Genomic DNA, 26,524 nt, shown 5'->3' with positions numbered 1-26,524 from the left:
AGAATTACCCAAAATGCTACTAAATAATCGTTATCGCGTCATTCAAACCTTGGGAAGTGGTGGATTTGGAGATACTTTTCTTGCAGAAGATACCCAAATGCCATCACAACGTCGATGTGTGGTGAAACAACTTAAACCAATTCAAAATAATGCCCAAATTTACCAATTAGTTCAAGAAAGATTTCAGCGGGAAGCCGCAATTTTAGAAGAATTAGGTGGCAATAACGAACAAATTCCCACTTTATATGCTTACTTTCCTGCCGAAGGTAAATTTTATTTAGTTCAAGAATGGGTGGAAGGACAAACATTAACTACAGCAATTCAACAGCGAGGATTATTTGCTGAAGCCACAGTTAGAGAAATATTATTAAGTTTGTTACCTGTCCTCGATTTCGTGCATTCACGGGGAATAGTTCACCGCGATATAAAACCAGATAACATTATTATTCGTAATCGTGACCAAAAACCAGTATTAATTGACTTTGGTGCAGTTAGGGAAACCATGGGGACAGCTGTTAACTCCCAAGGAATGCCCACAAGCTCCATTGTAATTGGTACTCCCGGTTTTATGCCTAGTGAACAAGCTATGGGCAGACCAATATTTGCCAGTGACATCTATAGTTTAGGTATAACCGCCGTATATTTACTCACTGGTAGACAACCCCAAGAACTACCCACAGATTCCCGCACCGCAGAAATAGAGTGGAAAAACTACGCAGGTAATATTCAGCCAAACTTAGCAGCAGTCATTGATAAATCAATAGCTTATCATCCACGCGATCGCTTCACCAGTGCAAGGGAGATGTTAAATGCCCTTAATGGTGGTTTTGCTGTTGCTCCCACTGTCCCTGTTTCACCTTACAATCAATCATACGAACCAACTAAACCCCCGGCATCAATTCCCCAAAATACAATTCCCTCTAACCAAGGAAATTATCAACAATACCCAACGCTAAATCAACCACCAGCGAATCAACCTCACACTGTTCCCGTTATTCCCCAAACTTATAAAGAAATTCCCAAGGAAAATAGTAATCGTGGTGTCCTCATTGGTAGTGTCATTATAGGTAGTTTAATTGCATCTGGGATAATTATTGCTGCCACACTACAAAAACAACCTTTACAAACTGCTTCTCAAAGCGTGATATCTTCCACTCCAGAAGATACACCACCTGTGGAGTCTAAAACAAATCAACAAACTTCGACTAATTCTTCAAAATCATCTAATTCATCTAATTCACCATCAACTGAAGTAACTCGAAAACCACAAATTATTCAAACACCGATTATTATTAACAGTCCCAATATTTCCAGCACTATTCCAACCCGCACTGCCACACCAGAACCATCACCAATTATTACCCAAACAGCAGAACCAGACCCTGTAGATATATCAGAAAAATCATCGCCGACAGATTTTATTCAAGGCTATTACACTAATATTAATAATGGCAATTTACAAACAGCTTGGAATCAATTAAGTCCTAGCGTCCAAGATAACTCAAAACTACATCCTAATGGTTATGTTTCTTACACAGAATGGTGGGCAGGAACAGTTAAGCAAGTTGAGATAAATCGAATACAACTAATAGATGAAGATAGAGAAAGTGCAACAGTAGATGCACGATTAAATTATATATTAAGAAATGGAAAATCATCCCCAAGTGCAGTTAGATTAACTTTAATTTGGGATGCAACATCCAACAAATGGCTGGTTAGTGATGCTAAAAGTTTACGAGGTTAATTTTTATTGCCTATTGAACAAGTTCAGGACTTACGTAATGACTACAAATTTACGTCATTCCAACATAAGGTAGCGCAAAGTCCCTTGTCGTTCCCCAAAGGGGTTGCCGTTCACCTAGGCGAAGCTAGTATGCCCTTTGGGCTTAGGCTAGACTAGCATAAGCCCAAAGGGCTGGCTTACACCTACTCAAAGTCTTAAGCAATCCTATAAATTCAAAAATTCCTTTGTGGTGGGGGCATCTTGCCCGCTTTCCATATACAAATTGGGTGCGGCTCTTTTAGTAAGACAGGAAATGTAGTTTAGACAGGTATTGGAAGGGGTGAAGGGGTAATAGGGCAACGGGCTTTAGCAACTCGCTTCATCAAGGGAATTGCACCTTGATACAGAGCAAGATGATTGCGTTTATGCTCTTGGTGTAAATGGAAGCGCCAATACTTATGCCAATCCCCGCTAATATACAAAGAACGAAGCCGTAAAACAGCCTCGGCACCAGCTAGACTCCATCTGGCACCAGTAATATCCATCCGATCTTTAATCAGATGACGGCAAGCACCTTCGATAACTCCGGTAGCAATTGGCAACCCAGCTTTTAAATAATCATGGTATTTGAGATATTCGCGGTTGTTGAGCAAATATCTGGCACAGTTATCCACAGGTTTGCGTTCTTGGGGTGTGAGTTTACGTTTTGTCGCGCTTGTTCGCATCCCAGAAGCAACATCACTGGATTTCCCCTCAAGGATAGACTTCAAACGTTTCGTAACCCAGGCTTCGGCTTGTTTATCCGTACTGGAATAAAATACAAATGCTGCTTTCCACAAATACTCAATCACATGGATAATATCCAGGACAATAGTCAGTTCGAGGTGATGTTTTTTGGTAAATTTCTTCATCAACGATAATTGTTGCTTATTACCATCGACCAAGGCACAAAAGCGTTTTTGCCGATCTGGATCACGATGCAATGCCTCATCGAAAGCCTCTTTAATGACGACTTCTGGTTCCTTGGCAACAGAAGCCCAAACCCTTTTTCCAATAGGTTTAGGACGCTTTATTTTCTTATCCTCATCGGATGGGTTAACTATTTGCTCAACTGTACGAACAAACGGGTTGATTGTGTAAACTGAAGCTACCGTTGCCATTCGTTTGGCATTGGCTTTTTCTCCTTTGGTTAAACGCTTATCTAACTTCTTGCTGGAAGCTTGCGCTCGTTTTTGGGTTTGGGGACGTAAATCCTCTGTACGCACCGCCACTTCGACACTGGGCACAGCCCGTGTCGAGTGGCTCACAATCACACCTTTCCCATCTGCACTGATTACAACAATTTCTCCTATTTCCTCAACTTGTACCGCTTCTGCCTGTTGATATGTGTAGAAATCATCAAAATCGACAGCGCTCTGGTACGCTAGTTCTTCTGCTTGCCGTTTACCAATTTTGGCTGCTGTTGTTTTTTCGATAATATCCACTGTTTCCCTAAATCCTGAACGAGCTACTTCCACTGCTACTCGTTGTCTTAATCCGTGAGAATATTGTTCTGCTGGTAGGTTTAGCTCTGCATCTAATGGAAATAGGGTGTTTATCTTTCTACCTCCGTAACCGATTCGGTTTGCGATTACTGTGCCAAATATTGTTGTTAATTTCCTTGACAATTTTTTCTTGTGCGTTCGCTTGGCTTGGTCTTTTCCTACCCACTCAGAATCCGTTTCGTCTTGGCTACGCTTATCAAAGTATCCTTGTAACAGCCTTCTAAGTAGTTCATATCCATTATCAAGCAACTTACTTTCTATTTCTCCATGCTCCAACCCACAAATACTATCTGAGTCCAGCCAACCAACTATTTCTTCAAATAGTTCTCGTGCTTCTTCCCAAAACATCCCTGGATTTGATCTAGATGCTTGCATACGTCCGTACTTATTCCCGTTTTTATCTTTTGACAAGCAAGGATGCATCTGTTTCATTTTTGCACTGAAACATTACTCTGGTTGACTTGTCTCCTATTACTCTTATACCATACCTTGTACTACTAAAAGAGTCGCACCCATACAAATTAGGCGCTTAACAGCTTACACCAACTGCCAACTGCTTTGTAAAATCTCCGTCACAAAACTTACTTGCGACTTATTTTAACACCCACCTACTTATAAACAAAAGTAAACTCTACAGCAACGGGAGTATAATTATGTTTATTTGTTTAGAGAACTCCACAAAAAAGATGATCCAATATTGTGGGATGGACATCTTGCCTGTTCTTGTATTAGTAGCAGCCAAGATGCCTGCACCACAAGAAATTTGGGGATATTTATTTGGAAGTCTCCTATTTACACGCATCTACTAAGAATCTAATGAATCACGACCATTTTATTGTGAAACCTGGAACCAAGATTAGTCTCCAAGATTATGATCCTAAATATACAGGTGAATTTACTAATAAATCTGATGTTATAGGTAAATTACAAGCTGATGTTGAGAAATTGGGGAAATATCAAGATATTCTTTATGCCCAAAATAGCTATGCATTATTGATTATTTTTCAAGCAATGGATGCAGCAGGGAAAGATAGCACTATTAAATATGTGATGTCAGGCATTAATCCCCAAGGTTGTCAAGTATTCAGTTTCAAAACTCCTAGCGATGAAGAGTTAGATCATGATTACCTTTGGCGGAATATGAAAGCTTTACCAGAAAGGGGAAGAATTGGTATTTTTAACCGGTCATATTATGAAGAAACACTAGTGGTTCGGGTTCATCCTGAAATTTTAGCATCTCAAAAGCTACCCGAAATTTATCAAGAAAAGCATAAAAAAAATAAAATTTGGCAACAGAGATTTAAGGAAATTAACAACTTTGAAAAATATCTAGTTGATAATGGAATTATAGTTTTAAAGTTCTTTCTCAATGTCTCAAAATCCGAGCAGAAAAAACGTTTCTTAGAAAGAATAAAAATTCCCGAAAAAAATTGGAAATTTTCCGTTAATGATGTCAAAGAGCGGGGTTACTGGAATGACTATATGGAAGCCTACGAAGATGTCTTCCAGCATACCAGTACCGACTGGGCACCTTGGTTTATTATCCCAGGCGATCGCAAGTGGTTTACACGCCTTGCAGTTGCTGATGTCATCAATTCTCGCCTAGCCCAACTAAATTTGAAATATCCAACTCCGAGTCTTGAACATCAGCAGGAATTAATCAAAGCACAGAAAATTCTGGAAAATGAAGATTCTTGAATTACATATCCTATACTTGACCTGAAATACTTATAAATCTTCCCAATTCAAGCACAGGAATTTTATGGATATATTAATTGTCGAGGATGAAGCTGAAATTGCCCAACTAATTCAAATAACTTTAGAAAAGGAAGGATTCAATTGTCGAATCAGTCGTGATGGAAATAATGCCTTACAAATATTTCAAGAACAAGCACCTGATTTAATTATTTTGGATTTGATGATTCCCCATCTCGATGGTTTGGAAGTTTGTGCTAGGATTCGTCAAAAGCCCGGTATCAAAGATCCTTACATTTTGATGTTAACTGCAAAGGGGGAAGAAATTGACCGCGTAATTGGTTTATCTACAGGCGCTGATGATTATATGGTAAAACCATTTAGTCCCAGAGAACTGGTGGCAAGGGTTAGAGCGCTATTGAGGCGAAACTTACGACAAGGAGGACAAAATAACGGTAATACCTATCGAACTCGAAATTTTGTGATTGATTTAGAGCGACATACAGCTAGTCGGCAAACTGATTCTCAAGCAATAGAAGAACTGGATTTAACAACACTTGAATTTAACTTACTAAGCACATTTGTGAGTAATCCTAGTCGTGTTTGGAATCGCAGCCAGTTAATTGATAAACTTTGGGGTGATAACTTTTTTGGTGATGAACGAGTTGTAGATACACATATTGCTCGTTTGAGAAAAAAAATTGAGCCAGATCCCACTAACCCCATCTATATTAAAACTGTAGTCGGTATTGGCTATAAGTTTGAAGATTTACCAATCTCTTAAATGAAAAGCAAAAATTATTCTCAAACAAAATCTTTACCTTTAGCTTCTCGTTTATTTTTATCACACTTAGTTGTAATGTTCCTAGGATTAACCAGTGTTGTAATTACTAGCAAGATTTATTCTCCTCGCTTTTTTATTTTACACCTGGAACGCTTACAAAGTGAAGGCTTAAATTTATATTATGTGCGTAGACAATTAGTAGATGGTTTTGAATTGGCTTGGCAACGTAGTACTTTTTGGTCAGTTTTAGCTGGTACAACTGCTGCTGGAGGTTTAAGTTACTGGGTGTCACAACGGATTATGCATCGGTTAACTCAGATGGAGGAAATTACACAAAAGTTTGCAGCTGGACAGTTTGATGCACGATTGCCTGTTTCCGATATCCCTGAATTTAATCGTTTGGGGATTAGTTTTAATCGGATGGCAGATAGCTTGGAGGGTGTTGAAGCACGAAGAAGGGAATTAATCGGCGATATGACTCACGAACTGAGAACGCCGTTAACTGTTATTAGGGGATATTTGGAAGAATTAGCAGATGGGCAAATTGAGCCATCTATGCAGATATACCAGCAATTAATTAGGGAAAATAAGCGTTTGGAACGTTTGGTAAATGATGTACAGGAACTTTCAAAAGCAGAAGCTGGTTATTTGCCGATTAACCTACAAGCGGTAGATATATATTCATTGTTAGAAGCATTAGTACAAAAATTCAGCGACCAATTATTAGAAGATGGACCATCGCTGTATTTAGAGTCTTCGGCAAATTTACCATTGGTAATGGCAGATATTGATCGTACAGAACAAGTATTAGTTAATTTAATTGGTAACGCAATACATTATACTTTCGAGGGTTCCATTGTGATTCGGGTTTCGGTTGAAGGTTCCCGTTTATGGATTGCAGTTACAGATACAGGTATTGGAATTGCATCAGAGGATTTGCCCCATGTTTTTGAGCGTTTTTGGCGTGCTGACAAATCTCGCGTTCGCACAGCAAGTGTGGGAGAATATCGTCATTCTGGTGGTAGCGGTGTCGGTTTATCAATTTCTCGCCGCTTAGTTGAATTACAGGGTGGGCAAATAGAGGTTGAGAGTCAGTTAGGTGTCGGCACTACATTTCGTTTCTGCTTACTTTTACTTTAGGAACCCAAATTTGACTGATTCAACTTTCAGTGGTGCGCTACCTCCCCAGATATCTATTCGCTGCCGGAGACAAGGAACAAGTTAGAGCAAAGATGTTGAGTGAAAATTGAACCTCTAAAAAAGCACAAAATCAACAGCCTACCTTCCGACTCTCCGGGAAGCCGCTGCGCGTCTAGGCAATGACAAAACTCCAGTTTTCATGATGCAAGAGGTTTAATGCTCTCATAGCAATAATTTTCTCATTTTACATAAAGTAGTAAGCCCTATTTATATTTTTATCTTCATCGAGTGATGAATTTAATATTTATAATGTTCATATAAGCTTAAAGCTCCGATGAACAATATGAGGCAAAAGTTTTCAAATATACAAATCCTGACGTAAATCTACTAGATAATTACAGTAAGTACATAAAATAGTAATTTAAAATACTCTTTAAGTTGAAAAAATACTGATTTTTTTTCAATATCAAGGAAATTTACTGAGCAGAGTAAAATAAATCAAAGTCATTTTTTTGAGTTTGTTTATATTTATTAAAACTGTAAAAATCTTTGAAACCCTTGCCAAATAAGCCATGAGCATTAGTTATACAGTTTTATTAGTTATTTGGTATGTGTAGTTTTAAAGTTATTAAAAATATGCGTAAATGGATACCGTTAGTTCTAGTATAAAAACTAATTTATTTACGTAAATTATCAAAATAACAAAATAAGTGTATGTACTGATTTATTCATCTAGAGGATTCTATTACTATTTTTATATACAAGATATGGTGTATAGTTTATGCGAGTATTACCTTTGTAAATAGTAAATCTCACAAATGTAATACTAGAGACTTACGCTTAAGACAGGGTGCAATTGAAAAGAATAATTCAGTTAAATGAATTTCTGATTGTTGAAGGAGTATCAACGGTGAATAAATTTCAGATGATAATGGTTGTTAGTTATTTACTAATGACTAGTTATTTTTTCCTAAACTGGCTTAGATTCTCTCTACGTCACCCTAGCTATTCAGTGGAAGACACTTTTCTATCTTTCGTCATGCTTTGCGTCACTACGGTTTTCTGGCCATTTGTGGTTCCCGCATCCTTGCTGGAAATATTCAAAACACGAAGATTACAATTGGAAACAGTCGCTCCTGTCTTAGCTGCTGTGGTTGCTGTGAGTTTGTCTATCTATATCACTAAGTTACCTTTGACTTAAGTGGTAAAACTTATTGTTTGCTTATTTGTTTGTTCCCTAGTTTCGTACTTAGATTCCTAATTTTTAACCTTTCTCAGATAGTTTGTCCACCCACCTGATTGGAAAAACTGAGTAGCGAGTAGGGAATAATAAAAATCCCTAGCACCTAACAGCTTTTCGTTTGTTTTGGTGTGCTTTAGTTGATGATGGCTACTAATTACTTATTGTTAACTTGCTCTAAAACATCCAGTAAACGATGCAAATGTGCTTTTTCGTGTGTTGCCATTACAGAGATGCGAATACGGCTTGTGGGTACTGTGGGTGGACGAATTGCAGGCGCGAAAATGCCTGAATCTTTCAAATATTCCCCAACTTTTAGGGCTTCTGTAGCGTTTTTGAGTTGGAAACAAAGTATGGGAGATTCAGAAGGTAATAGTTGTAAATTTGGCAGACGTTGTTGAATTGTTTCTTTGAGATAGCAGACGTGATGCCAAAGTTGTTCTCGACGTTGGGGTTCTTGTTGAATTATGCCAATTGCCGTTAAGGCTGCTGCTGTATTTGCTGGGGAAAGGGCAGTAGTATAAATCCAACTGGAAGCACGGTTGCGGAGGAAGTCAATGAGGGAGAGACTTCCAGTTACATAGCCTCCTAAACTACCTAAGGCTTTACTAAGGGTACCCATTTGAATTAGTTCCCTACCCGTGCAGCCCCAATACTCAACACAACCTGTTCCATTATTTCCTAACACTCCCGTGCCATGTGCCTCATCCAGCAATAGCATACAGTCAAATTCTGTGGCTATATCTAGTAATGCGGGCAGAGGACATAAATCGCCATCCATGCTAAAGACGCTATCGGTAATAATTAGGCTACGACGATAGAGATGACGTTGTTGGTAGAGGTGTTTGCGTAAATCTTGAACATCACAGTGAGAATACTCTATGATGTTTGCGCCGCTAAGAATTGCGCCATTTTTGAGACTTGAGTGGTTGTACTGATCAGATAGTACCAAATCACGTTTACCCACCAAAGCTGAGATGGTGCCAATATTAGCTAGATAACCAGAGCTAAAAATAACAGCATCTGGGGTTTGTTTCCAAGATGCGATCGCATTTTCTAATTCTCGGTGCAATTCTCGATGTCCACTTAGTAACCGTGAACCTGTACTACCTGTACCTAGTTCTTCGGTTGCTTTGACTGCTGCGGCAATTAAGCGTTGATCACTTGCCAATCCCAAGTAATCGTTACTGGCAAAATTAATTACCTCACGTCCATCTAATAATACTGTTGCTCCCGCCATCCCCTGTACAGATTGTACCGAACGATACCAATCTGCACGGTGAATAGTGGTTAGGGAACTTTCGAGCCAACTATAGGGGTTTTTGGAGTTAAGAATTTTAGTCAAGGTGTTGGGGAATTAAATAAAATTCAAGTCAGTGTTGAAAGTAGTGAAATCACTCAAAATTTTCACATACCTTAAACCTCAGTGCTACTCAGGTGAGCGATAGATTGGCGAATCCAATCCTCTACATAAGCATCTTTAGGTAAACCAATATCCTCGCTGACATAATGTAGAGCGTGACTAACTTCACTAGCGGTGTAGCCTAAAGCTAAGAGGGTACTTTGAACTTCATCTAGGATACCAGGTGCAGGACCACCTGTAGCGACGAAGAACCCCGCTGTTTTGCGCCATTCAATAAGTTTACTCTTCAGTTCCAAACAGATGCGTTCACCCGTCTTCTTGCCGACTCCTGGTGCTTGGATCAGTAATTGCACATTGTTTGTGACAATTGCCTGTACTAACTCCGGTACCTCCAGCGTATCCAGTAATGCGATCGCTAAAGCTGCACCAATGCCACTAACAGCCAAAAGGTGCCGAAATAAGTCTCGTTCCGAAGGTGAGCCAAAACCGTATAAAAGGGGAATTTCCTCACGAACTTGGTAATGGGTAAAAACTTGGACAGTTTCCCCAGAACCAGGTAAATGTGTTGCCAACTTTCCGGGAACCTGCAAATCATAACCCATACCGTTCACTTCCAAGGTGAGGGTATGACGATTACCACTACTTTGAATCCCAGCAATAATTCCTTTAAGATAACTAATCATTATAAGAAACCAAAATGTTTCAAACCTTCCAAAATTCCTGCTGAACAAATATTCTTCGCCAGGTAACGGTTTTCAGTAGGATTTTCATTGTGCCACTCAAGTAATTCTGGACGAGCATTGCCCACAATTATTCCTCGTTCATCTCCAGATGTGAATAGAGCAATATCATTACCAGAATCGCCACAGACAACTGTTTGTTCAGCTACAAATTTCCACTGTTGACGTAGAAACTTCATCGCCTGACCTTTGTCGCTGTTTTGAGGTATAATATCAAGGTCAATTTCGCTACTGTAGATTAACTTTATATTTAAACCACATTTTTGCAACTCTGTATCAAGTTTTTGCAAAATTTTTTCAGAATCCCCTTTTTCCAAGAAAAAACTTACCTTAAATGCTCTCTGCTCAGAATCTGGTTGCGGTTTTAACTCAGCAATTCCACTAGTTATTTGTATCACCTTTTCTCGATTCCAGCCAGTTTGTAAAATTTCAGCCCAAGATTTATCTGGAGTATTATCACCATCTAGATAAATCTCCGTACCAACAGAAAGAACTAGAGCGTCCGGTGTAATTAGCTGTTTTTCTGCTGCCAACTCGCTGTATAACTTAGGTGAACGACCAGTGGCATAAACAATTTTGGCTCCAAACTCGGTGCGGTAGTGGGTGAGTTGTTGATTGAGTATCTTCAAATCATGATCATTGCTCGTGTTGTGATTGACAAGTGTGTTGTCTAAATCGGTTACAAACATAAACTTGGACATGTTAATCTCCTATCTCCTAGTTCAACACCAAAAGTTTATGTTGTTTTGAGGCGGAATTTATCAAAATCTGTAGGTTTCGTTGGGGTCGCATCTGATGGTGACATCGAGATCATAAAATATACTTTTTTTTATTGGCTAACTGTATTCTCATTTTCAGATCAGCTATGAAAACGCTATAGGTATTACATCGTAAATGTGAACGACTTACGTCGCGCAAGCTTCGCAAACCTAAGCAAAGACTCCCGGCTATAAGTTTATGTTCTTTAGTAGCAGCTGACATGCCCAAAACTTGATTGCTAAGGTATTCATCGCCAATTTGATGAAGGTACTCTTCAGTAGTGAAGAAGTTTACAAAACATTTTTTGGTGTCATGGTTGCAACAAGATTCAGCAAACGTTTATCAGTTGTATTTGCAAATGTTAATGACACTTTCTGCTGCGAAATAATCCTGGCTAACAAATTTTGCAAGTCTACAAGATCAATTATTTAAAAACAACAACTCATAACCTTATAAGAATTTCAACTCATCTGTATATAATTACCCAATATGGCAACTAAATTACAAACAAACAGAGTTGAAACAGATGTTCATCAAATCTCGTCAAGTCACGACAAACCGAATCGTTCGTCCTGATGGAGGCTTTAATGTTGTTCGGAAAGGTTTACCAAGTTCCTACTGGGGGGATTTGTATCATGTGCTTATCCGAATACAATGGCATAAGTTTATTTTACTGATCACTTGCGGATACTTGGTTGCTAATGCTTTATTTGCACTAGCTTATCTCTGTGGGGGAGACGGGATTGAAAATGCTAAACCAGGAAACTTTTTTGATGCCTTTTTCTTCAGTGTACAAACAATGGCATCAATTGGTTATGGAGCAATGTATCCTAAAACCTATTATGCCAATTTTTTAGTAACTATTGAATCATTATTAGGGTTATTGGGACTGGCTATGGCAACTGGTTTGATGTTTGCCAGAATATCTTTACCAAAAGCACGGGTAATGTTTAGCAATGTCGCGGTCATTACTCCCTATGATGGTGTGGAGAGTTTGATATTTCGTGTGGGAAATGAACGCCAAAACTGGATTTTAGAAGCCCAAATTCGCCTAACCTTAGTGCGTACAGAAGTATCGAAAGAAGGTAACATTATGCGAAGATTTTATGACATGCCTTTAGTGAGAAGCAATTCGCCAGTTTTTGCTCTTTCTTGGATGGTAATGCATCAAATTGATCAAGCCAGTCCACTTTATGGGATGAATTTAGAAAAGATAATTGAGAATGAAGTGGAAATTTTAGTAACTTTGACAGGAATCGACGAAACAGTATCACAAACGATTCATGCACGTCATTCTTTTATTGCAGAAGAAATTCTGTGGAATATGAAGTTTGTGGATATTTTATCCAAACAGCGGGATGGTAAACGCTGCATTAATTATTCTCATTTTCATGATGTCATTCCATCTTCTAAAGATTTGTAATACAAGTGTTTACTTATCCTGGCGTATAAGTTATTGCATGAATAGTGGAAAACAAGGAATTTCAGGAGACTTTGTTGTGTTTTTTGAACGTATTAGGTATTCATCGGTTATTAGTCTTGCCTTTTCAGTGCTTTTAGTTGCTTTGTGTGGAACTTTTGCTTATTTAGTTTCGCCACTAAGAGATATCAGTTTTCAATCCGATAGTGGCAATGCAGGCTCATTAATACCTTGGTTACAAGGTTTAGGTGAAAAACATTGGTTTTTTGCTGCTAATGTTTTAGGATTACTAGTATCTACTAATATTACTTTAGTTTTTACCCGTAAATGGTCGCTGAATAACAATCATTGGTTGTTAAGATTTTTGTCAATAATTGGTTTATGGTTGATAACTTTTAGTATTTTCTGGATGACATCGGTGTGGTATTTAATTGAGCAATGGTTGATTGACTAGATATAAAATATAATAGACTTGTCCTAAATATATTCTAGGCACAAAAAATAGTAGGTAGGACTAATATTTGAAGGTCTACGCTTAGTCTAGCAAAATTAAAAATCCACTTCATTGGATACATACCTACCCGCACCAAGCATATACTGGGAACTTTCCGGCATTGCATAAATGCGGGATGATTGGACTTAACTATAGATTCTCGGTTAATAACTTGCAACTATTTTAACTACTTTAAGTAGAACTAATTTTGTGGTAGTTCTTCCCAAAAGCCGAGATAAAAGGTCTTTCAAAATAGATGTAAAAAACATAAGCAAAAGCTAATGAGGCAATTGTTCCTAATATATAGGATGCAGTTGCAAATAGCCCAGCAGATAATTGGAAGTTAAATAGACAGTAACGTATTAATACTTGCACAACTCCGTGGGTAAGATATAAACTATACGAAATTTTTCCTAAGATAACAGCTAATGGATGTTCAAATAGATTCAGGAACCAAGATATTTTTTTAGTATCCATGACAAACTTGGTACAGTAGATGAATAAGCAACCACCTGCCAAACCTAGAAAACTTTGACCAATCCAGATATGTAATCCCAGCGTTCTCCACTCAGTAATGAAGGCAATGAGTGTAAATAAAATACTTAGTATAGCCCAAGGAAAATGATCCCTCATTGCTACCAATTGACTTTTTTGGGAGAAACCAATTTCTGATGCAACCATCCCCAAAGCAAAGATTCCCAGAAACCAGGGTGAAGCAGATTCTAGGAATCCATTGAGTAAGTACACAGGTAGTAATCCAATGATAAAGGATACAACTGTAACTGCTAGTAGACCAAAACGTCTCCACAATGGTAGCAGCAGCAAGGGAAAAATAAAGTAGATTTGCCACTCTGTAGCTACACTCCACATAGGTGAATTGATAGTCATCAAGGTTTCAGGACTCAGGTTGTGCAGCAGTAGTAGATGAGAAATAACATCGATAAGTGAAAATTTGGGGGAAAATGCCCCCTTACCTGCTATTTCATTCCATTGGAAGCTAGTAAATCTTTCCAGTATAAATACTCCCAAGGATACTAGTAGAGACAAAGCTAAAGCCGCATAGTAAGGGGGGAGTATCCGACGCGATCGCCTTTTGAGATAATCCCCGATGCTACCGTTAATATGACCATCGTGAGAACGTGATACGGGTAGCATTAAGACGTAACCAGATAGAACAATGAAAATTACAACAGCAAATGCACCGTATCTCAGAATTTTTTGAAACCAAAACCAGAATAAAGGTAATTTTAAACCTATCTCTGGTTCAATATGAACCAGCACTACATACAATGCAGCAAGTCCACGCAATCCATCTAAATATTGCAGATGAATTCTATTTAAAACAGGTTTATTTTCAAATTTATTCATTTATATTTATAAGGATTAGATACATCCCAACTTATCTAATTTTTCGCAACAATTACATTTAGAGAATGCAGTTGTTGCGAGAATGTGCTTAATTAGAGCATTTGTGGACAATCACCAAACTTTTCTAGCATCTCATCAACTATTTTCTGATCCGAATCTTTCCAGATTTCATTAATATGTTTCTGCATCCAGATAGAGTTAATAGTAACGTTTTCGTGATACCTACAAGTTAGAACCCTATCTAAAGCAATCTCTATTTCCCTAATTTCATCATCCGATTCGTGCAGTTGAGAACCTCGTTGCCATCCTTTTGTAGTCAAATGCCACTCTGTCCATTGACTAATCTTACTTGATTCCGGAAAGTATATATTCATAGCTTTGTTCTCCATTGAAATAATCAGATTCAAATATTATTTTTTCCAACAATCTGTTTCATCAAGTTACGATTTGCTCTTGTGTGATGTTGAGAGTTTTTTCACCTTTACGACTTTTAATAACTTTTGCAGGGACTCCCACAGCAACTGAATAAGGGGGGATATTTTTGGTGACAACCGAACCTGCACCAATTACGCTTCCTCTCCCAATAGTTACTCCATCAAGGATGGTGACACCATGTCCCAACCAACAACCATCTTCAATAGTAATTCCCTCACGAGTTACGTCTTGTGCGGCAATATCTACTGTTAAATCTGAAAATATATGGTTATTGGCAAATATTCCACAGTTAGCTGCTATTAAACAATTCTTACCAATTTTGATGTTTCCAGGACCTGCGATACAAACATAGGGACCCAGAAAAGTTGATTCATCAATCAGAATTTTAGTGTTGTTTAAAGCTGTAATATTCACACCTTGTTCAAATTGCACTCCATCTGCTAAGTAGATTTGATTATTTTTATTTCCATTTGCATTAATATATGTACCTCGATGTAATCTGACATGATTACCCAGTTCTATATTTTCGGGACTGATAAATTCAATTCCATCCTGGATAAATACATGCTTTCCAATACGACGAAAAACTAAAGGGTATAGTAAAGTTCTTAAATTTGAACCAATAGCTTTTGAAGGTATAGAGGCTAGTAAAGTTGTCAAAACAATTGTTATTAAGCGCTGTAACTTGAACATAGTAAAAATTCCCTGGTGAATGCAGTTTTAATTAGCTTGATGAATATCCTTAAACAACAAACAAATTTCGTTGAGTATTACTTACTTCCTTTCCCGAATTTATGCGCTTTTTAATAACTTTTGCTGGGACTCCAATAGCAACTGAGTAAGGGGGAATATTTTTGGTGACAACTGAACCAGCACCAATGACACTTCCTTTCCCGATAGTGACACCATCTAGAACAGTGACAGCATGTCCTAACCAGCAATCATCTTCAATGGTAATTCCCACACGAGTTACCCCTTGTGCAGCAATTGCAATTGTTGGATCTGAAAATATATGGTTATTGGCAAATATTCCACAGTTAGCTGCAATTAGGCAGTTCTTGCCAATTACCAGGTTTCCAGGACCAGCTATACAAACGTTATTACCAATGAATGTATTGTTATCTATGTGGATAGAAGTATCATTTAAAGCACCAATGTTTACACCTTGCTCCAGAGCAACCCCATCCCCGATAATGATTTGATTATTGATATTTCCCTTTGCATCAAGACGAGCATTTTTAAAAATGTGGACACCATTGCCAATCTCAATCGATTCACAGGCAATAAAATCGACTCCATTTTGGATATATACAGACCTACCTATTCGTCTAAATAAAGTCTTGTAGATCAAATTTCGTAACTTTACACCAAAAAAAAGAGTTGGAATATTACCAAAAAAAGTAGTTAAGGTTACTTCTTTTAATCGTTTAAATTGCATATTTTTATACCTCTAATCATTGAATTAGTTTTCACGAAGATAGACTATGAAGACTTCTAATGAAGGCTACACGGGGAATCTATAATGATTAAGAGTTAAGCTAACTTGATTTGAATTTTCAAAAAATATTTTTTAATAGCTGCTAAATCAAAATAATCACTTTTACTGGATCAGTTCTCACCGCAGAGTCTGAACTTAACTAGTTAGGATAGCTAGCTTTAGTTCATCAGGAAAAAACTTTCTAACCTTATCTTCTTTATGTTCCTATATTGCTTTAAGACAGTGAAGCATTGGAAGCATACTAATACAATCAGTAGAAGTAAAAAATACAGATGGTGAACCACTTATCAAATTAGCTTTTTAGTCACTTCTGAAGATAAGTTTATTTATGCCAAATTGTACTTGTTTAGTTAGGTCTTTCCTTATATCAATCTCGTATTCGTAAATAACTAAGTTTACTAATTAGCAGGTGATCCATTTTTAGAAAATTCAATTATGATATGGGAATTTTATCGAAACTTAATTCCATATCCAGTCTCATAACTGAGCTTTTTTATTTTATGGGGCAAACATAGCTAAGAAAAACCTGAGCTACCCTAGAATGTATTGATAATTAACTACATGCGAGAAGAATAAATTCCAATTCCCGTGTATAAGCTGACACTATGTATGTGTATTAATAAATACTATGGTGGAGTTTCGCCTACTTCAGCCAATTCATTGAAGTTTACCATCGGCGCAAACAAGTAAGCGCTCCCTCTATTGCTGTAGCGGCTTTTTTGTATGTAGTTGTCAGAGCTTTTCGATATAATCATGGTGGACTCGCTAACTCTTACTGCTATACTTTTGCGCTACGTGAATGGGGAACCTTAATGTACTACTGAACTCAACTTATCACATATTTTGTGAAATAGGTGTAAAGCTGGGAGGAAAATTATGATATTTATATGAAAATATGTAGATTTACGGTTGCTTTTTTTAATACAAAGTATACGCCTTCCAGGGGTCAAAAATTGGTAGATGCAATATTTTGATAACCCATAATTTTAACTTATCTGCTTGCCACTTGGAGTTGTTGTAAATCAGAATCTAGATTTTTGACACCTGTTAAATTGGCACCATCCCAGATCACATCACACAAATTTGCACCTGATAAATTAGTTCCCATCAAATTTGCATTAGCCAAATTAGCTGCATTCAACAAACTTTTTTGCATATTGCTACCCATGAAATTTGCGCCTCTCAAATCAGCTTCCTGTAAACTGGCTGTTGTGAAGTTAGCAAAAAATGCTTCTGATTGCTGGAGTTTTGCTGCATTTAAGTTAGCACCCTGGAGATTTGCCCCGTTGAGGTTTGCCCCGTTGAGGTTTGCCCCAATTAAACCTGTGTTGCAGAGATTTGCTTTTCCTAGCTTTGCACCTTCGAGGTTGGCAAGGAATAATTTTGCCCGTGTCAAATTGGCAAGTTTGAGATTTACCCCCGTCAAGTTGGTTTTGTAGAGGTTTGCCCCAGATAAATTAGCACCTCGCAAACTGGCGCCAGTTAGGTTGGCAGATTGGAGGTTTGCAGCACAAATCCAAGCATGGTTGAGATTAGCCGTACTTAAGTTAGCAGCGCGCAGGTTTGCTTGGTGCAAATTAGCTTCGTAAAGAATAGAACCAACTAACTGACTATTATCTAGGTCGGTGCGACAAAGATCAGCCCCCCGTAAATCTGCACCGCAGAGATTAGCACCCCTTAAGTCCATTTGTTGGAGATTAGCACCACGCAAGTCTGCACGGGGAATGTCAGTGTTGCGTAAATCTAGTTTTTGGTGTGGTTTGTCTTTTTGGGAGTTGCGACGGGAAATAACGGTAAGTGCTGCTTGAATATCGGTGCGAAGTCTTTTAGCTTCGGCATTGACGGCATTTTCCCGCACAAAAGCGGTGATAATCTCCATCACTGTCCAATATTCCTGGGGTGATTCCTGTGCAACCCGTTCTAAGATAAAGATTGCTCCGGTTCTGGTTGCAACGTTATTGTGACCTAATTGGGTGGTTGCTGTCATTAAGCGATCGCTGATCAGTTTTTCCCTTGTTAATTGGTTATTGACTGCTAATGCATTAGCGTTTTGGTTTGCAGCTTCTACCTGCTTTGCCCGATAATAGGCATTCACCATCACAGCCATTCCCAAAAAGAATGTCGCGCTTATACCTAATGCACCCTTTGTGGATTCAATTCGCTCCCGTGCCGTTAAGTTTTCGTTGCGCGAAAATGCTAAAAAAAATAATGCTGGTGAAATTGCAACTATTGCGCTCACCATCATCAACCGATTTTTTAAAGCGTCTGTCGAATTTACAGACATAGCCAGAGTATTCCTCAAAACACAGAATTTTTACTGAGACAATAGGGAAGATGAGTATACCATTTATCCCGCAATATAAATATCTGTGAAAAAACTTATTTTTACAAGGGGAAATAGTAGCTAATACGACTTACTTTATGATTTAAGGTTAGTTTTTAATTTGCTACTAACGAATATTCGACTTTCCCATACTTAAGTATATAAGAAGTATTAAATTATTTATTTAATACTTACTGAAAGATGGAATTGCATAAATCTGAACCGCCTCATACCGCCCTATAATGCAGTCTAAAAAAGTTATTTTCCTAAAAACATATCGAACTGTACAAACCTATTTACTTAGTAAGTGAATGTAGGAAAATACACCAATAATTATAATTTAACTAGTTATTAAAGATACTCTCGCTGTAATGTTGATATTATTACAACTTAATGCTAACCTAAAGTCTACGTAAGCTGGTAGATTAACATTTAGACACAGTGCAGTTTATCCTAATTAAGAATCCAAAACACAGAATAAAAAAGGCTTAAATATCAAAATTTTGGATGTATATGGATAATTAGCCAATTTTTGCTGGTGTGTACTGGTTAGTTTTAAATGAATAGACCAACCCTTATCAAAAGTTTTTCGAGTTATCAGGGAAGAGTTACTTTGTGATCGAGATCACAGTAACTTTCAGGGATTAAGTCTATTTTCCAATTATTATTTACCTTCAACCGAGGAGGATAGAAAAATTGATACAAAAACCTGTGCTAACGATTTTTTACCAGTTCAATCCATGGCACAGTACAATTGGGGGCATTCAAACCTTAATCAGGAACTTTATTAAGTATGCTCCTGATGAATTTGAAGTCAGATTAGTGGGAACAGGTGTTGATGATGTCCCTTTAAAATGGCAAAAAGCGGAGTTGTCAGGTAGGGAGATTAATTTCTTACCACTAATAAATCTCCAAAATGACAACATTCGGGGTTTGATTCCCACCACAGTGAAATATACTGCTGCATTGATGAAGTGCAACTTTGCCTCAGATTTCATGCATTTTCACCGGTTAGAACCCACCTTCGCAAGTCGGAGTTGGCAAGGAGAGAAAACTTTGTTTGTTCATAACGACATTCAAACCCAAGTTTTGGGCAAAAGCGATGGTGATAAGCACTCCCTACCCTCTGGGAAACCCTACAGGGGAGCGGAGCATCGCGCTACAATTGGATGGCGGAGATTTCCGTCGGCATACTTTGCCATGGAGAAACATTTACTACCCCAATTTCAGCAAATTCTCTCCTGCAACAGTGACGCGGTAAAGTTTTACCAGCAGCGCTACCCAGATTTGACGGAACGGATTGGCTATGTTAGAAATACGTTTGATGATGGTGTATTTTATACATTGTCTAGGGAAGAAAGGAATGCTCAAAGATGTGAACTAGCAAAGCAACTTAAACTTCCCGAAACCACCCGTTTTATCCTCTTTGCAGGAAGATTACATCCTCAAAAAGATCCTTTGCTATTAGTGCGGAGTTTTGCGGCACTCAATGAACCTGATATTCACCTATTAATTGTCGGTGACGGGGAATTGGCAACAGATATCAAAACGGAAATTTCTCGGCTAGGTCAAACTCAGCAGATCACAATGCTAGGCTCTTTACCAATGGGGGAAGTAGCAAAATTACATCGTCTGAGTGATGCCTGTGTTCTGACCAGTAAATATGAAGGTCTTCCCTTGGTGGTTCTGGAAGCATTAGCAAGCGGAACACCTGTAGTCACAACGAATTGTGGTGAAACACCCAAGTTTTTAACCACAGAAAACGGAATTGTATGTTCCCAAAATACACCGGAAACTATTGCCTCGGCATTGACAGAAATCTTGAAATATCCAGAAAAATATCCAGCGACTGCTTGTGTCCAAACTGCTAGTTCCTACGCAGCAAGTCGAGTAGTAATAGATATCTATGGACAGATGTTTGAACGTTGGAAATTAAGACATCATTTATCGACTGAAGTCTCAAGATGAAGTCACCCAACCCAATTTAATCCTACTCATTCACATGCCATGAAAATAGCTGTAATTGGTGTCAAAGGTCTACCACCAAAGCAAGGTGGAATTGAACATTATTGTGCTGAGGTATATCCTCGGATGGTGGCAGAAGGTCATGAGGTTGATTTGTTTGCGCGCTGTTCTTATACAAATGAGAGTTTATTTACAAATAGCGATTATCAAGGTGTGAGAGTGATTTCTCTACCAAGTTTACCAATGCGAGGTATAGATGCCTTCGTGACTAGTGCCTTAGCTGCAACCCTATCCAGTGGGAAACGCTACGATATCATCCATTTTCATGCTTTGGGACCATCCTTATTCAGTTCCATAACCAAAATGGCTAGTTCTGCAAAAATAGTCGCCACCTGCCAAGGATTGGATTGGCAGCGGGATAAGTGGGGTCGCTTTTCTAGCCGAGTTATCTATGAAGGAGAAAAAGCCGCAGTTAAATATGCCGATGGGATAGTTGTAGTCTCCGAAGCACTCCAGTCTTACTTTTTATCTACCTATGGGAAGAAGACAATCTATATTCCTAATGCGCCAGGAAGTTATGGGGAATCTGATCCGGATTTTAACTATGGAAAAAAGTTAGGACTCACGCCAGGAAAGTATATGGTGTTTTTGGGTCGCTTAGTTCCTGAAAAACGTCCTGACTTACTGATTAATGCTTTTATTAAACTCAAGCTATCAGGATGGAAATTGGTTTTAGTTGGCGGTGTTAGCGACACTAAATCATATACTTCTGAACTTTTAAACCAGGTTGCCAAGCATCCGGAAATCACCTTTGCCGGAGAACTTTGGGGAGCTAAGAAAGCCGAAATTATTCGGAATGCAGGCTTATTTGTTTTACCTTCAGATTTAGAAGGATTGCCTTTAGCAATGTTAGAAGCAATGCAAGAGGGTATTCCTGTAGTCGCTAGTGATATTGATCCTCACCAACAATTGCTTGATGAAAACAGGGGAGTCATGTTTGCAGCTGGAAACTTAACATCCTGTGCTGATGCTCTCAATTGGGCAATTCGTCACCCCGAAGAGTTGAAAGTGATGGCGAATAAGGCTCAGAAACATATCGAACTCTATTACAACTGGCAGACAATTACTTTAAAAAATCTCCAACTGTACAAAAATCTGTTGAATACTTCCCAAAGTAACACCCAAGCCCCATATTCACGGGAAATTTCAGCCCCAAAATCAAAAACCTAGTAGTTGTTTTACAGATAAATAATTCTGCCTTCTGACTTGTGAGTGAGTGGTGAGTAGTGAGTAGCTGGAAAATTGCTTATATGCTTGACGGTGAAAACAATTTTTTCATCGTGACTGCCTCTTTGCAGTCGTTACAACGTGCTGCTTCCTGACTTGTAAGTGAGTAGGGAGTGGTAAAAAACTTATATGTATGCTGCTGATTTTTTTAAATTTGGACTGCCTACTACCTTGTCATAACGACGATTTTCAACACCCACCTACTTATTTTCTTTTTGAGTGATGGATTAAATTTTGCCTAACTCTTGATGATTGTGCGGTGCCTACAGCTGTAAACAACGGGCTTTTACTAAAATGACTAAAAATATCCTTACCTTGTCATCCGCTTTCCGCAAAAACTATAAGCTGGCATTACTCACGTTTGTATCAGTCATTAGTGGTACACAAATTTACTTACTAACTACTCCAAAAACATATGAGTCATCTACACAACTGATGTTGGATGAAAAACGCGTCAGTGTTTCCGAATTAGGGCGTGATTTGGCGCAAGTATCTGGGAATATATCAAATACTACTAGCCCCTTGGCAAATCAAGCCGAGTTAGTTAAATCTGAACCAATTCTCGATACTGCCATTAGTAAAGTCAATTCCACTAAGATTAAAACCGAGGAACTCAAAGAAGACTTAAAGGTGACGATTCTTCCAGGAACCAGCATTCTGAAAATAACTTACCACTCTGATAGCCCAACTATGGCGGTGAAAGTTCTGGATGCTGTTGGTGAGACGATGGTAGAACAAAGCGTCCAAAATATCCGTAAAGAAGCTGCCGGTGTGAGAAAGTTTTTGGAAATAGAAGTGCCAAAAGCGCAAAAACAAGTAGAAATGGCGGAAATTGCAGAGAATCGTTATCGGCAATCCAGCGGTGTTATTTCACTTCCCGAACAAACTCAAAGCTTGGTGACAAGTTTGGCAGCGATTGAAGAACAAGAAAGAGTTATTTCTACTCAACTTGCATCTGTTACGTCTGAGTCGAACTCCCTCAAACAAATTACTAAAATTCCTAATGTTGGTGGCGGGTATGCATCAGTTCGTACCGGGCAAGATGAGGAACTCAAACAACTCCGCACTAAATTGGTGGATTTAGAAGGCAAAGTTGCCGCAATGCGTTTGCGTTTCACCGACGATTATCCTGCTTTAAAGCAGCTAATTGGGGAACTTAAGATTGCTCGTGGACTTTATCAACAGCAGACATCTCGCGTATTACCAAGTAGTGCTGTCCCGGATAATATTGCTGGAGATAGCATTAGCCAAAACTTAACTACTCAATTAATTAGCACTGAAGTTCAGCGTCAATCTTTAGAAAGTAAATTGAAGTTGTTACAAACCCAACGTCAGGATCTAAAGTTCCGTTTAGCACGATTACCGATACAGCAACAGCCTTTAACTAACTTGGTTCGCAGACGGGAACAGGAAGCTGAATCGCTAAAAATATTACAAACTAAGTTAGAAGAAGCACGGATTGCAGAATCTCAATTGGTGGGGAATGTGCAAATCATTGAATCTCCTAAGAAGCCTACTTTTCCAAGTTCTCCAAAGCCAATAATCGTCATAGCATTGGGTTTGATTGCTGCTGGTTTGTCATCTTTAGGTGTAGTTTTATTGCTACGTGCTAGAGAAGTAAACGAAAGTGATGCAGAAAACTATGTTGCAAATAATATTGCAAATGACATTACAAATAATGTTGAAACTACTGTTGAAACAGATAAAATCCCTGTAGGGAAAGTAAAATCACATCACCGAGGTGGAAGATGAGAATTCCAGCATTAGCAACGAGCTTAGGGTGTGTAATTTTTGGCATCACTAGCGGATTTGTAGTTTCTGCTTATCCTTTAGCTTTAGTTGGAGTTCCTGCTTTTGTTGGCTTTTTCAGTTACTTTGAACAAGCTGTACTGATATTATTGGTTTTACGTAGTTCCCTAGATACTTTTTCTTATCTCAGTATCCCTGCTATCTACGCTATCGGTGTAGATATTCTCACCCTATTGTACTTAGTTGTGACGGTATTTCAAGGGCGGAAGATAAAGTGCGATCGCTTCTGGTGGTTTTTTGCTATTTGGGTAATGTTTCAAGGTTTGTGGGTAATACTTCTTCCACTTGGTGGACTAGGTTTAGATGGTTCTGCGGTACCAGATGCAATCAGAGAATGGACACGACTATTCTCTTGGTTGATGGTTTATCTACTGGTTATGCAACTGAAAGATCGAGTCCATCCCCACAAAATCATTTCTTTCCTCTTACTAGCACTAGTCATTCCTTTGTTAGCAGGAGTATTACAAATGATTTTACCACCTGCTATACTCGCTCCTATTTTTGACCCAACAGGAACCAGTGGGGGTGATTTCAGTTCTCGAATTAAAGGTACATTAGGACACCCCAACACATTTGCGACTTTTCTCTTATTATTCATTAGCCTTGTATATTGGCAATTTACAAAGTCAAGAATTCGTTGGTTATGGCTAACTTTATTGGGGGTATTAATGTTGTTCTACATTAGTACTAAAGCCATTTTTAGTCTCGTTCTCTTGATTGTATTTGCTATCGTTTTAATTAGTCCCAAACTTAATATCACTAACATCCTTAGCTGCATTATCCTCATCACATTAGTGCTGGGTTTGTTTAGTAGCACACCTTATGGACAAGAACGTTTAAGCTCAATTTTACAAACACCACTAATCAACCCAGATCTTCCCATAGACAGAGCAATATTACTATCCGAAACAGATAGTAATAGCTTTAACTGGCGACTTGCCCAATGGACTTACTTATTAAAAAAATCTCATGACTTTCCCCTACTTGGCTATGGTTTAGGTAATAGTATTCAAGTAAGTAACAATAAACTATTACCTCACAATGATTATATCCGAGCCTTAATTGAAGGGGGAATTATTGGTTTGGTTAGCTATCTAGTTTTGTTTATCGCTCAAATTAGACATCTGTTCATACTATTTAAAAACTCTCTCAATCCATTACACAAAAATTTCTGCCTATGTTTGCTAGCAATTATTTTAGCCATCCCTGTAGGAATGATCACAGAAAATATTTGGAGTCACACAACCCTATTTTTCTACTGGTGGACGTTGTTTGCAATTGCTGGGTGGGATTGGAATAAATATAATCCAAGTAATTAAGCATCACTAATCATCTACCCCTATGTACAGTTTCATCCAAGATATTTTTCAAGACTGGCAGGTAAATCAAACTACGAGTTTAAAATGTCGTTTGATTTTAATGATGTTTAGACTCACACAAGCTCTAAACAAACTACCATTTCCATTTCGTTTAATCTCTTTCATTTCTCGTGGTTTCTACCAGGTTTTTGTGGAATATTTATTAGGGGTTGAAATTCCCTTTGATACCGAAATTGGTAGCAATCTCCAACTTCATCACGCTCATTCTCTAGTAGTTAACCACCAAACAACTATTGGAAATAACTGTATTTTAAGACATTGCACCACAATTGGAAATAAGAAAACAGCAGATGGTTCATCTAGTGGTTCTCCTAAAATTGGAAATTATGTGGAAATTGGCTCCAATGTGGTGATTTTAGGAGACATAACAATCGGTGATCATGCTGTAATTGGTGCTGGATCTGTAGTTATTAAAGATGTGGCTTCGGGAACAGTAGTTGCAGGTAATCCAGCTAAAGTTATTCAAAAAAAGGAAATTTATTTAGGTAAATAAATATTATGAATCAACCAAAAGTTTCTGTCGTGGTTCCCGCTTATAACGCGATGAAATATTTACCTGAAACATTGGATAGTATTTTGCAGCAAACATTTTCTGATTTTGAAGTCTTAATTATCAATGATGGTAGTTCAGATCATATTGTAGAATGGTTTCAAGAAATTCAAGATTCAAGGGTCAAACTAATTTCCCAACAAAATATGGGATTGTCCTCTGCGAGGAACACAGGAATTCGATACTCCCAAGGAGAATACATTGCTTTTTTAGATAGTGATGATACTTGGGAAAAAACAAAATTAGAAAAACAAGTTAACTATTTGGAAAAAAATCCATCAGTCGATTTAATCCATACTTGGATGGAATTAATGGATGAAGTTGGTATATCTACAGGAAGAATTCTTAAATCATCTGCTGAAGGAAATATCTGGGAAAAATTAATTCAAAGAAATGTGATTGCTTGTCTTACGGTTATGGTTCGTCGTCACTGTTTTGAGGTTGTAGGTGGATTTGATGAAACATTACGTTCTTTAGAAGATTGGGATATGTGGATTAGAATTGCCAAAAATTACAAATTTGCAGTGATCCCAGAAGCATTAGCTTATTACCGACAAATCCCTACAAGTATGTCAAAGAATTTTCAAGTCATGGCAGATTCATTTAATATAGTTATTGAAAAAACTTTCGATACAGTACCGATAGATCTACTTTACCTAAAACAATACAGTTATGGTTATGGAAATATTTGTTTAGCTTGGAAAGCTTTACAAAGTGAATCACAAGATTTAGAACAAGCAGTTTTATTTCAGTCTAAAGCGTTGGAATATAATTCAAAATTACGTTTTTCTAAGGAAAATATTCGCTTGAATATCGCAATATTGATTAGGAAGTTTTTAGGAATAAATAACTATGGTAAATTTTTGGAATTTGCTTATTTTGTTCGCAGATATTTCTCTCGTGCTACATATAAGTTGCTACGCAGCTAAATCCTATAAATTCAAAACGATAACCTTTGTGGTACGGGCAGCGTTCGATGGTTCCTGAGCCTGTCGGAACGAAGTGTACC

Annotated in this window: 21 protein-coding genes; 12 read left to right on the top strand and 9 right to left on the bottom strand. The window is 38.1% G+C overall.

The window, feature by feature from the left end:
• Nucleotides 1-13: 13 nt before the first annotated feature.
• The gene (locus tag CAL6303_RS03005; RefSeq protein ID WP_015196347.1) at nucleotides 14-1,744 is read left to right on the top strand and encodes a serine/threonine-protein kinase; all 1,731 of its coding nucleotides are present in this window, start codon (nucleotides 14-16) and stop codon (nucleotides 1,742-1,744) included.
• A gap of 299 nt (nucleotides 1,745-2,043) precedes the next feature.
• Here the strand turns inward: CAL6303_RS03005 and CAL6303_RS03000 are convergent, their stop codons facing one another.
• Nucleotides 2,044-3,699, bottom strand: coding sequence for an ISKra4-like element ISCasp2 family transposase (locus tag CAL6303_RS03000; RefSeq protein ID WP_015196346.1), 1,656 nt, complete (start codon nucleotides 3,697-3,699; stop codon nucleotides 2,044-2,046).
• A gap of 384 nt (nucleotides 3,700-4,083) precedes the next feature.
• Here CAL6303_RS03000 and CAL6303_RS02995 point away from each other — a divergent pair, with 384 nt between their 5' ends.
• From CAL6303_RS02995 to CAL6303_RS02985, 3 genes are all read left to right on the top strand, one after another.
• Nucleotides 4,084-4,965 carry a polyphosphate kinase 2 family protein gene (locus tag CAL6303_RS02995; protein ID WP_015196344.1) on the top strand — a complete coding sequence of 294 codons (882 nt, stop codon included), beginning with the start codon at nucleotides 4,084-4,086 and terminating at the stop codon, nucleotides 4,963-4,965.
• A 64-nt stretch (nucleotides 4,966-5,029) separates the two neighbouring features.
• Entirely contained in the window at nucleotides 5,030-5,746 is a 717-nt protein-coding gene (locus CAL6303_RS02990; RefSeq protein WP_015196343.1) for a response regulator transcription factor, read from the top strand.
• Complete coding sequence (locus CAL6303_RS02985) at nucleotides 5,747-6,886, top strand: sensor histidine kinase (protein WP_015196342.1); 1,140 nt, start codon at nucleotides 5,747-5,749, stop codon at nucleotides 6,884-6,886.
• Nucleotides 6,887-8,283: 1,397 nt separating this feature from the next.
• Here the strand turns inward: CAL6303_RS02985 and bioF are convergent.
• The 3 genes from bioF to CAL6303_RS02970 form a co-directional block, all read right to left on the bottom strand.
• The gene (gene bioF / locus CAL6303_RS02980; RefSeq protein WP_015196340.1) at nucleotides 8,284-9,471 is read right to left on the bottom strand and encodes an 8-amino-7-oxononanoate synthase; all 1,188 of its coding nucleotides are present in this window, start codon (nucleotides 9,469-9,471) and stop codon (nucleotides 8,284-8,286) included.
• 71 nt (nucleotides 9,472-9,542) lie between these two features.
• Nucleotides 9,543-10,172, bottom strand: a complete 630-nt coding sequence (ruvA, locus tag CAL6303_RS02975; RefSeq protein WP_015196339.1) for a Holliday junction branch migration protein RuvA — start codon at nucleotides 10,170-10,172, stop codon at nucleotides 9,543-9,545.
• Nucleotides 10,172-10,930 carry a sucrose-phosphate phosphatase gene (locus CAL6303_RS02970; RefSeq protein ID WP_015196338.1) on the bottom strand — a complete coding sequence of 253 codons (759 nt, stop codon included), beginning with the start codon at nucleotides 10,928-10,930 and terminating at the stop codon, nucleotides 10,172-10,174. Before CAL6303_RS02970 ends, ruvA begins: the two co-directional genes overlap by 1 nt.
• Before the next feature lie 584 nt (nucleotides 10,931-11,514).
• Here CAL6303_RS02970 and CAL6303_RS02965 point away from each other — a divergent pair.
• Both CAL6303_RS02965 and CAL6303_RS02960 read left to right on the top strand, forming a co-directional pair.
• On the top strand, nucleotides 11,515-12,411 hold the full coding sequence (locus CAL6303_RS02965; RefSeq protein WP_015196337.1) for an ion channel: 897 nt from the start codon (nucleotides 11,515-11,517) through the stop codon (nucleotides 12,409-12,411).
• A 37-nt stretch (nucleotides 12,412-12,448) separates the two neighbouring features.
• A complete protein-coding gene (locus tag CAL6303_RS02960; protein ID WP_015196336.1) occupies nucleotides 12,449-12,862 on the top strand; it encodes a hypothetical protein in 414 nt (137 codons plus the stop codon).
• Nucleotides 12,863-13,093: 231 nt separating this feature from the next.
• Here the strand turns inward: CAL6303_RS02960 and CAL6303_RS02955 are convergent, their stop codons facing one another.
• The 5 genes from CAL6303_RS02955 to CAL6303_RS02935 all read right to left on the bottom strand — a co-directional run bounded on the left by CAL6303_RS02955 (nucleotide 13,094) and on the right by CAL6303_RS02935 (nucleotide 18,486).
• Nucleotides 13,094-14,269, bottom strand: coding sequence for an acyltransferase family protein (locus tag CAL6303_RS02955; RefSeq protein ID WP_015196335.1), 1,176 nt, complete (start codon nucleotides 14,267-14,269; stop codon nucleotides 13,094-13,096).
• 92 nt (nucleotides 14,270-14,361) lie between these two features.
• Nucleotides 14,362-14,643 (bottom strand): hypothetical protein, encoded by a 282-nt coding sequence (locus CAL6303_RS02950; protein ID WP_015196334.1) that lies wholly within the window; start codon nucleotides 14,641-14,643, stop codon nucleotides 14,362-14,364.
• Between the two features lie 61 nt (nucleotides 14,644-14,704).
• Complete coding sequence (locus CAL6303_RS02945; RefSeq protein WP_015196333.1) at nucleotides 14,705-15,397, bottom strand: acyltransferase; 693 nt, start codon at nucleotides 15,395-15,397, stop codon at nucleotides 14,705-14,707.
• 49 nt (nucleotides 15,398-15,446) lie between these two features.
• On the bottom strand, nucleotides 15,447-16,142 hold the full coding sequence (locus tag CAL6303_RS02940; RefSeq protein WP_015196332.1) for an acyltransferase: 696 nt from the start codon (nucleotides 16,140-16,142) through the stop codon (nucleotides 15,447-15,449).
• Nucleotides 16,143-17,193: 1,051 nt separating this feature from the next.
• Entirely contained in the window at nucleotides 17,194-18,486 is a 1,293-nt protein-coding gene (locus tag CAL6303_RS02935) for a pentapeptide repeat-containing protein (protein ID WP_015196331.1), read from the bottom strand.
• Nucleotides 18,487-19,224: 738 nt separating this feature from the next.
• On the opposite strand from CAL6303_RS02935, the gene CAL6303_RS02930 reads away from it, so the two are divergent.
• The 6 genes from CAL6303_RS02930 to CAL6303_RS02905 all read left to right on the top strand — a co-directional run bounded on the left by CAL6303_RS02930 (nucleotide 19,225) and on the right by CAL6303_RS02905 (nucleotide 26,444).
• The gene (locus CAL6303_RS02930; protein WP_041740222.1) at nucleotides 19,225-20,493 is read left to right on the top strand and encodes a glycosyltransferase family 4 protein; all 1,269 of its coding nucleotides are present in this window, start codon (nucleotides 19,225-19,227) and stop codon (nucleotides 20,491-20,493) included.
• 39 nt (nucleotides 20,494-20,532) lie between these two features.
• The gene (locus CAL6303_RS02925) at nucleotides 20,533-21,720 is read left to right on the top strand and encodes a glycosyltransferase family 4 protein (protein ID WP_015196329.1); all 1,188 of its coding nucleotides are present in this window, start codon (nucleotides 20,533-20,535) and stop codon (nucleotides 21,718-21,720) included.
• Between the two features lie 351 nt (nucleotides 21,721-22,071).
• Nucleotides 22,072-23,529, top strand: coding sequence for a GumC family protein (locus tag CAL6303_RS02920; RefSeq protein WP_015196328.1), 1,458 nt, complete (start codon nucleotides 22,072-22,074; stop codon nucleotides 23,527-23,529).
• Complete coding sequence (locus CAL6303_RS02915; protein ID WP_015196327.1) at nucleotides 23,526-24,905, top strand: O-antigen ligase family protein; 1,380 nt, start codon at nucleotides 23,526-23,528, stop codon at nucleotides 24,903-24,905. Before CAL6303_RS02920 ends, CAL6303_RS02915 begins: the two co-directional genes overlap by 4 nt.
• A 22-nt stretch (nucleotides 24,906-24,927) precedes the next feature.
• Nucleotides 24,928-25,458 carry a serine O-acetyltransferase gene (locus CAL6303_RS02910; protein WP_015196326.1) on the top strand — a complete coding sequence of 177 codons (531 nt, stop codon included), beginning with the start codon at nucleotides 24,928-24,930 and terminating at the stop codon, nucleotides 25,456-25,458.
• Nucleotides 25,459-25,463: 5 nt separating this feature from the next.
• Nucleotides 25,464-26,444: a glycosyltransferase family 2 protein gene (locus tag CAL6303_RS02905; protein ID WP_015196325.1), complete on the top strand. Its 981-nt coding sequence runs from the start codon at nucleotides 25,464-25,466 to the stop codon at nucleotides 26,442-26,444.
• The last annotated feature ends 80 nt before the right edge of the window (nucleotides 26,445-26,524 follow it).

Origin of the sequence: Calothrix sp. PCC 6303 (assembly GCF_000317435.1) — a bacterium.
In the GTDB taxonomy this organism is placed as follows: domain Bacteria; phylum Cyanobacteriota; class Cyanobacteriia; order Cyanobacteriales; family Nostocaceae; genus PCC-6303.
This window is presented reverse-complemented; position numbering and strand designations above follow the sequence as displayed.

Bases quoted from the DNA above. Each gene is read 5' to 3' on its own strand.
- CAL6303_RS02950 (WP_015196334.1), bottom strand. From the start codon at position 14,643: ATGAATATATACTTTCCGGAATCAAGTAAGATTAGTCAATGGACAGAG.
- CAL6303_RS02925 (WP_015196329.1), top strand. From the start codon at position 20,533: ATGAAAATAGCTGTAATTGGTGTCAAAGGTCTACCACCAAAGCAAGGT.
- CAL6303_RS02920 (WP_015196328.1), top strand. From the start codon at position 22,072: ATGACTAAAAATATCCTTACCTTGTCATCCGCTTTCCGCAAAAACTAT.
- CAL6303_RS02955 (WP_015196335.1), bottom strand. From the start codon at position 14,269: ATGAATAAATTTGAAAATAAACCTGTTTTAAATAGAATTCATCTGCAA.
- CAL6303_RS02985 (WP_015196342.1), top strand. From the start codon at position 5,747: ATGAAAAGCAAAAATTATTCTCAAACAAAATCTTTACCTTTAGCTTCT.
- CAL6303_RS02940 (WP_015196332.1), bottom strand. From the start codon at position 16,142: ATGCAATTTAAACGATTAAAAGAAGTAACCTTAACTACTTTTTTTGGT.
- CAL6303_RS02915 (WP_015196327.1), top strand. From the start codon at position 23,526: ATGAGAATTCCAGCATTAGCAACGAGCTTAGGGTGTGTAATTTTTGGC.
- CAL6303_RS03000 (WP_015196346.1), bottom strand. From the start codon at position 3,699: ATGAAACAGATGCATCCTTGCTTGTCAAAAGATAAAAACGGGAATAAG.
- CAL6303_RS02905 (WP_015196325.1), top strand. From the start codon at position 25,464: ATGAATCAACCAAAAGTTTCTGTCGTGGTTCCCGCTTATAACGCGATG.
- CAL6303_RS02970 (WP_015196338.1), bottom strand. From the start codon at position 10,930: ATGTCCAAGTTTATGTTTGTAACCGATTTAGACAACACACTTGTCAAT.
- CAL6303_RS02965 (WP_015196337.1), top strand. From the start codon at position 11,515: ATGTTCATCAAATCTCGTCAAGTCACGACAAACCGAATCGTTCGTCCT.
- CAL6303_RS02960 (WP_015196336.1), top strand. From the start codon at position 12,449: ATGAATAGTGGAAAACAAGGAATTTCAGGAGACTTTGTTGTGTTTTTT.
- ruvA (WP_015196339.1), bottom strand. From the start codon at position 10,172: ATGATTAGTTATCTTAAAGGAATTATTGCTGGGATTCAAAGTAGTGGT.
- CAL6303_RS02990 (WP_015196343.1), top strand. From the start codon at position 5,030: ATGGATATATTAATTGTCGAGGATGAAGCTGAAATTGCCCAACTAATT.
- CAL6303_RS02910 (WP_015196326.1), top strand. From the start codon at position 24,928: ATGTACAGTTTCATCCAAGATATTTTTCAAGACTGGCAGGTAAATCAA.
- CAL6303_RS02945 (WP_015196333.1), bottom strand. From the start codon at position 15,397: ATGTTCAAGTTACAGCGCTTAATAACAATTGTTTTGACAACTTTACTA.
- CAL6303_RS02935 (WP_015196331.1), bottom strand. From the start codon at position 18,486: ATGTCTGTAAATTCGACAGACGCTTTAAAAAATCGGTTGATGATGGTG.
- CAL6303_RS03005 (WP_015196347.1), top strand. From the start codon at position 14: ATGCTACTAAATAATCGTTATCGCGTCATTCAAACCTTGGGAAGTGGT.
- CAL6303_RS02995 (WP_015196344.1), top strand. From the start codon at position 4,084: ATGAATCACGACCATTTTATTGTGAAACCTGGAACCAAGATTAGTCTC.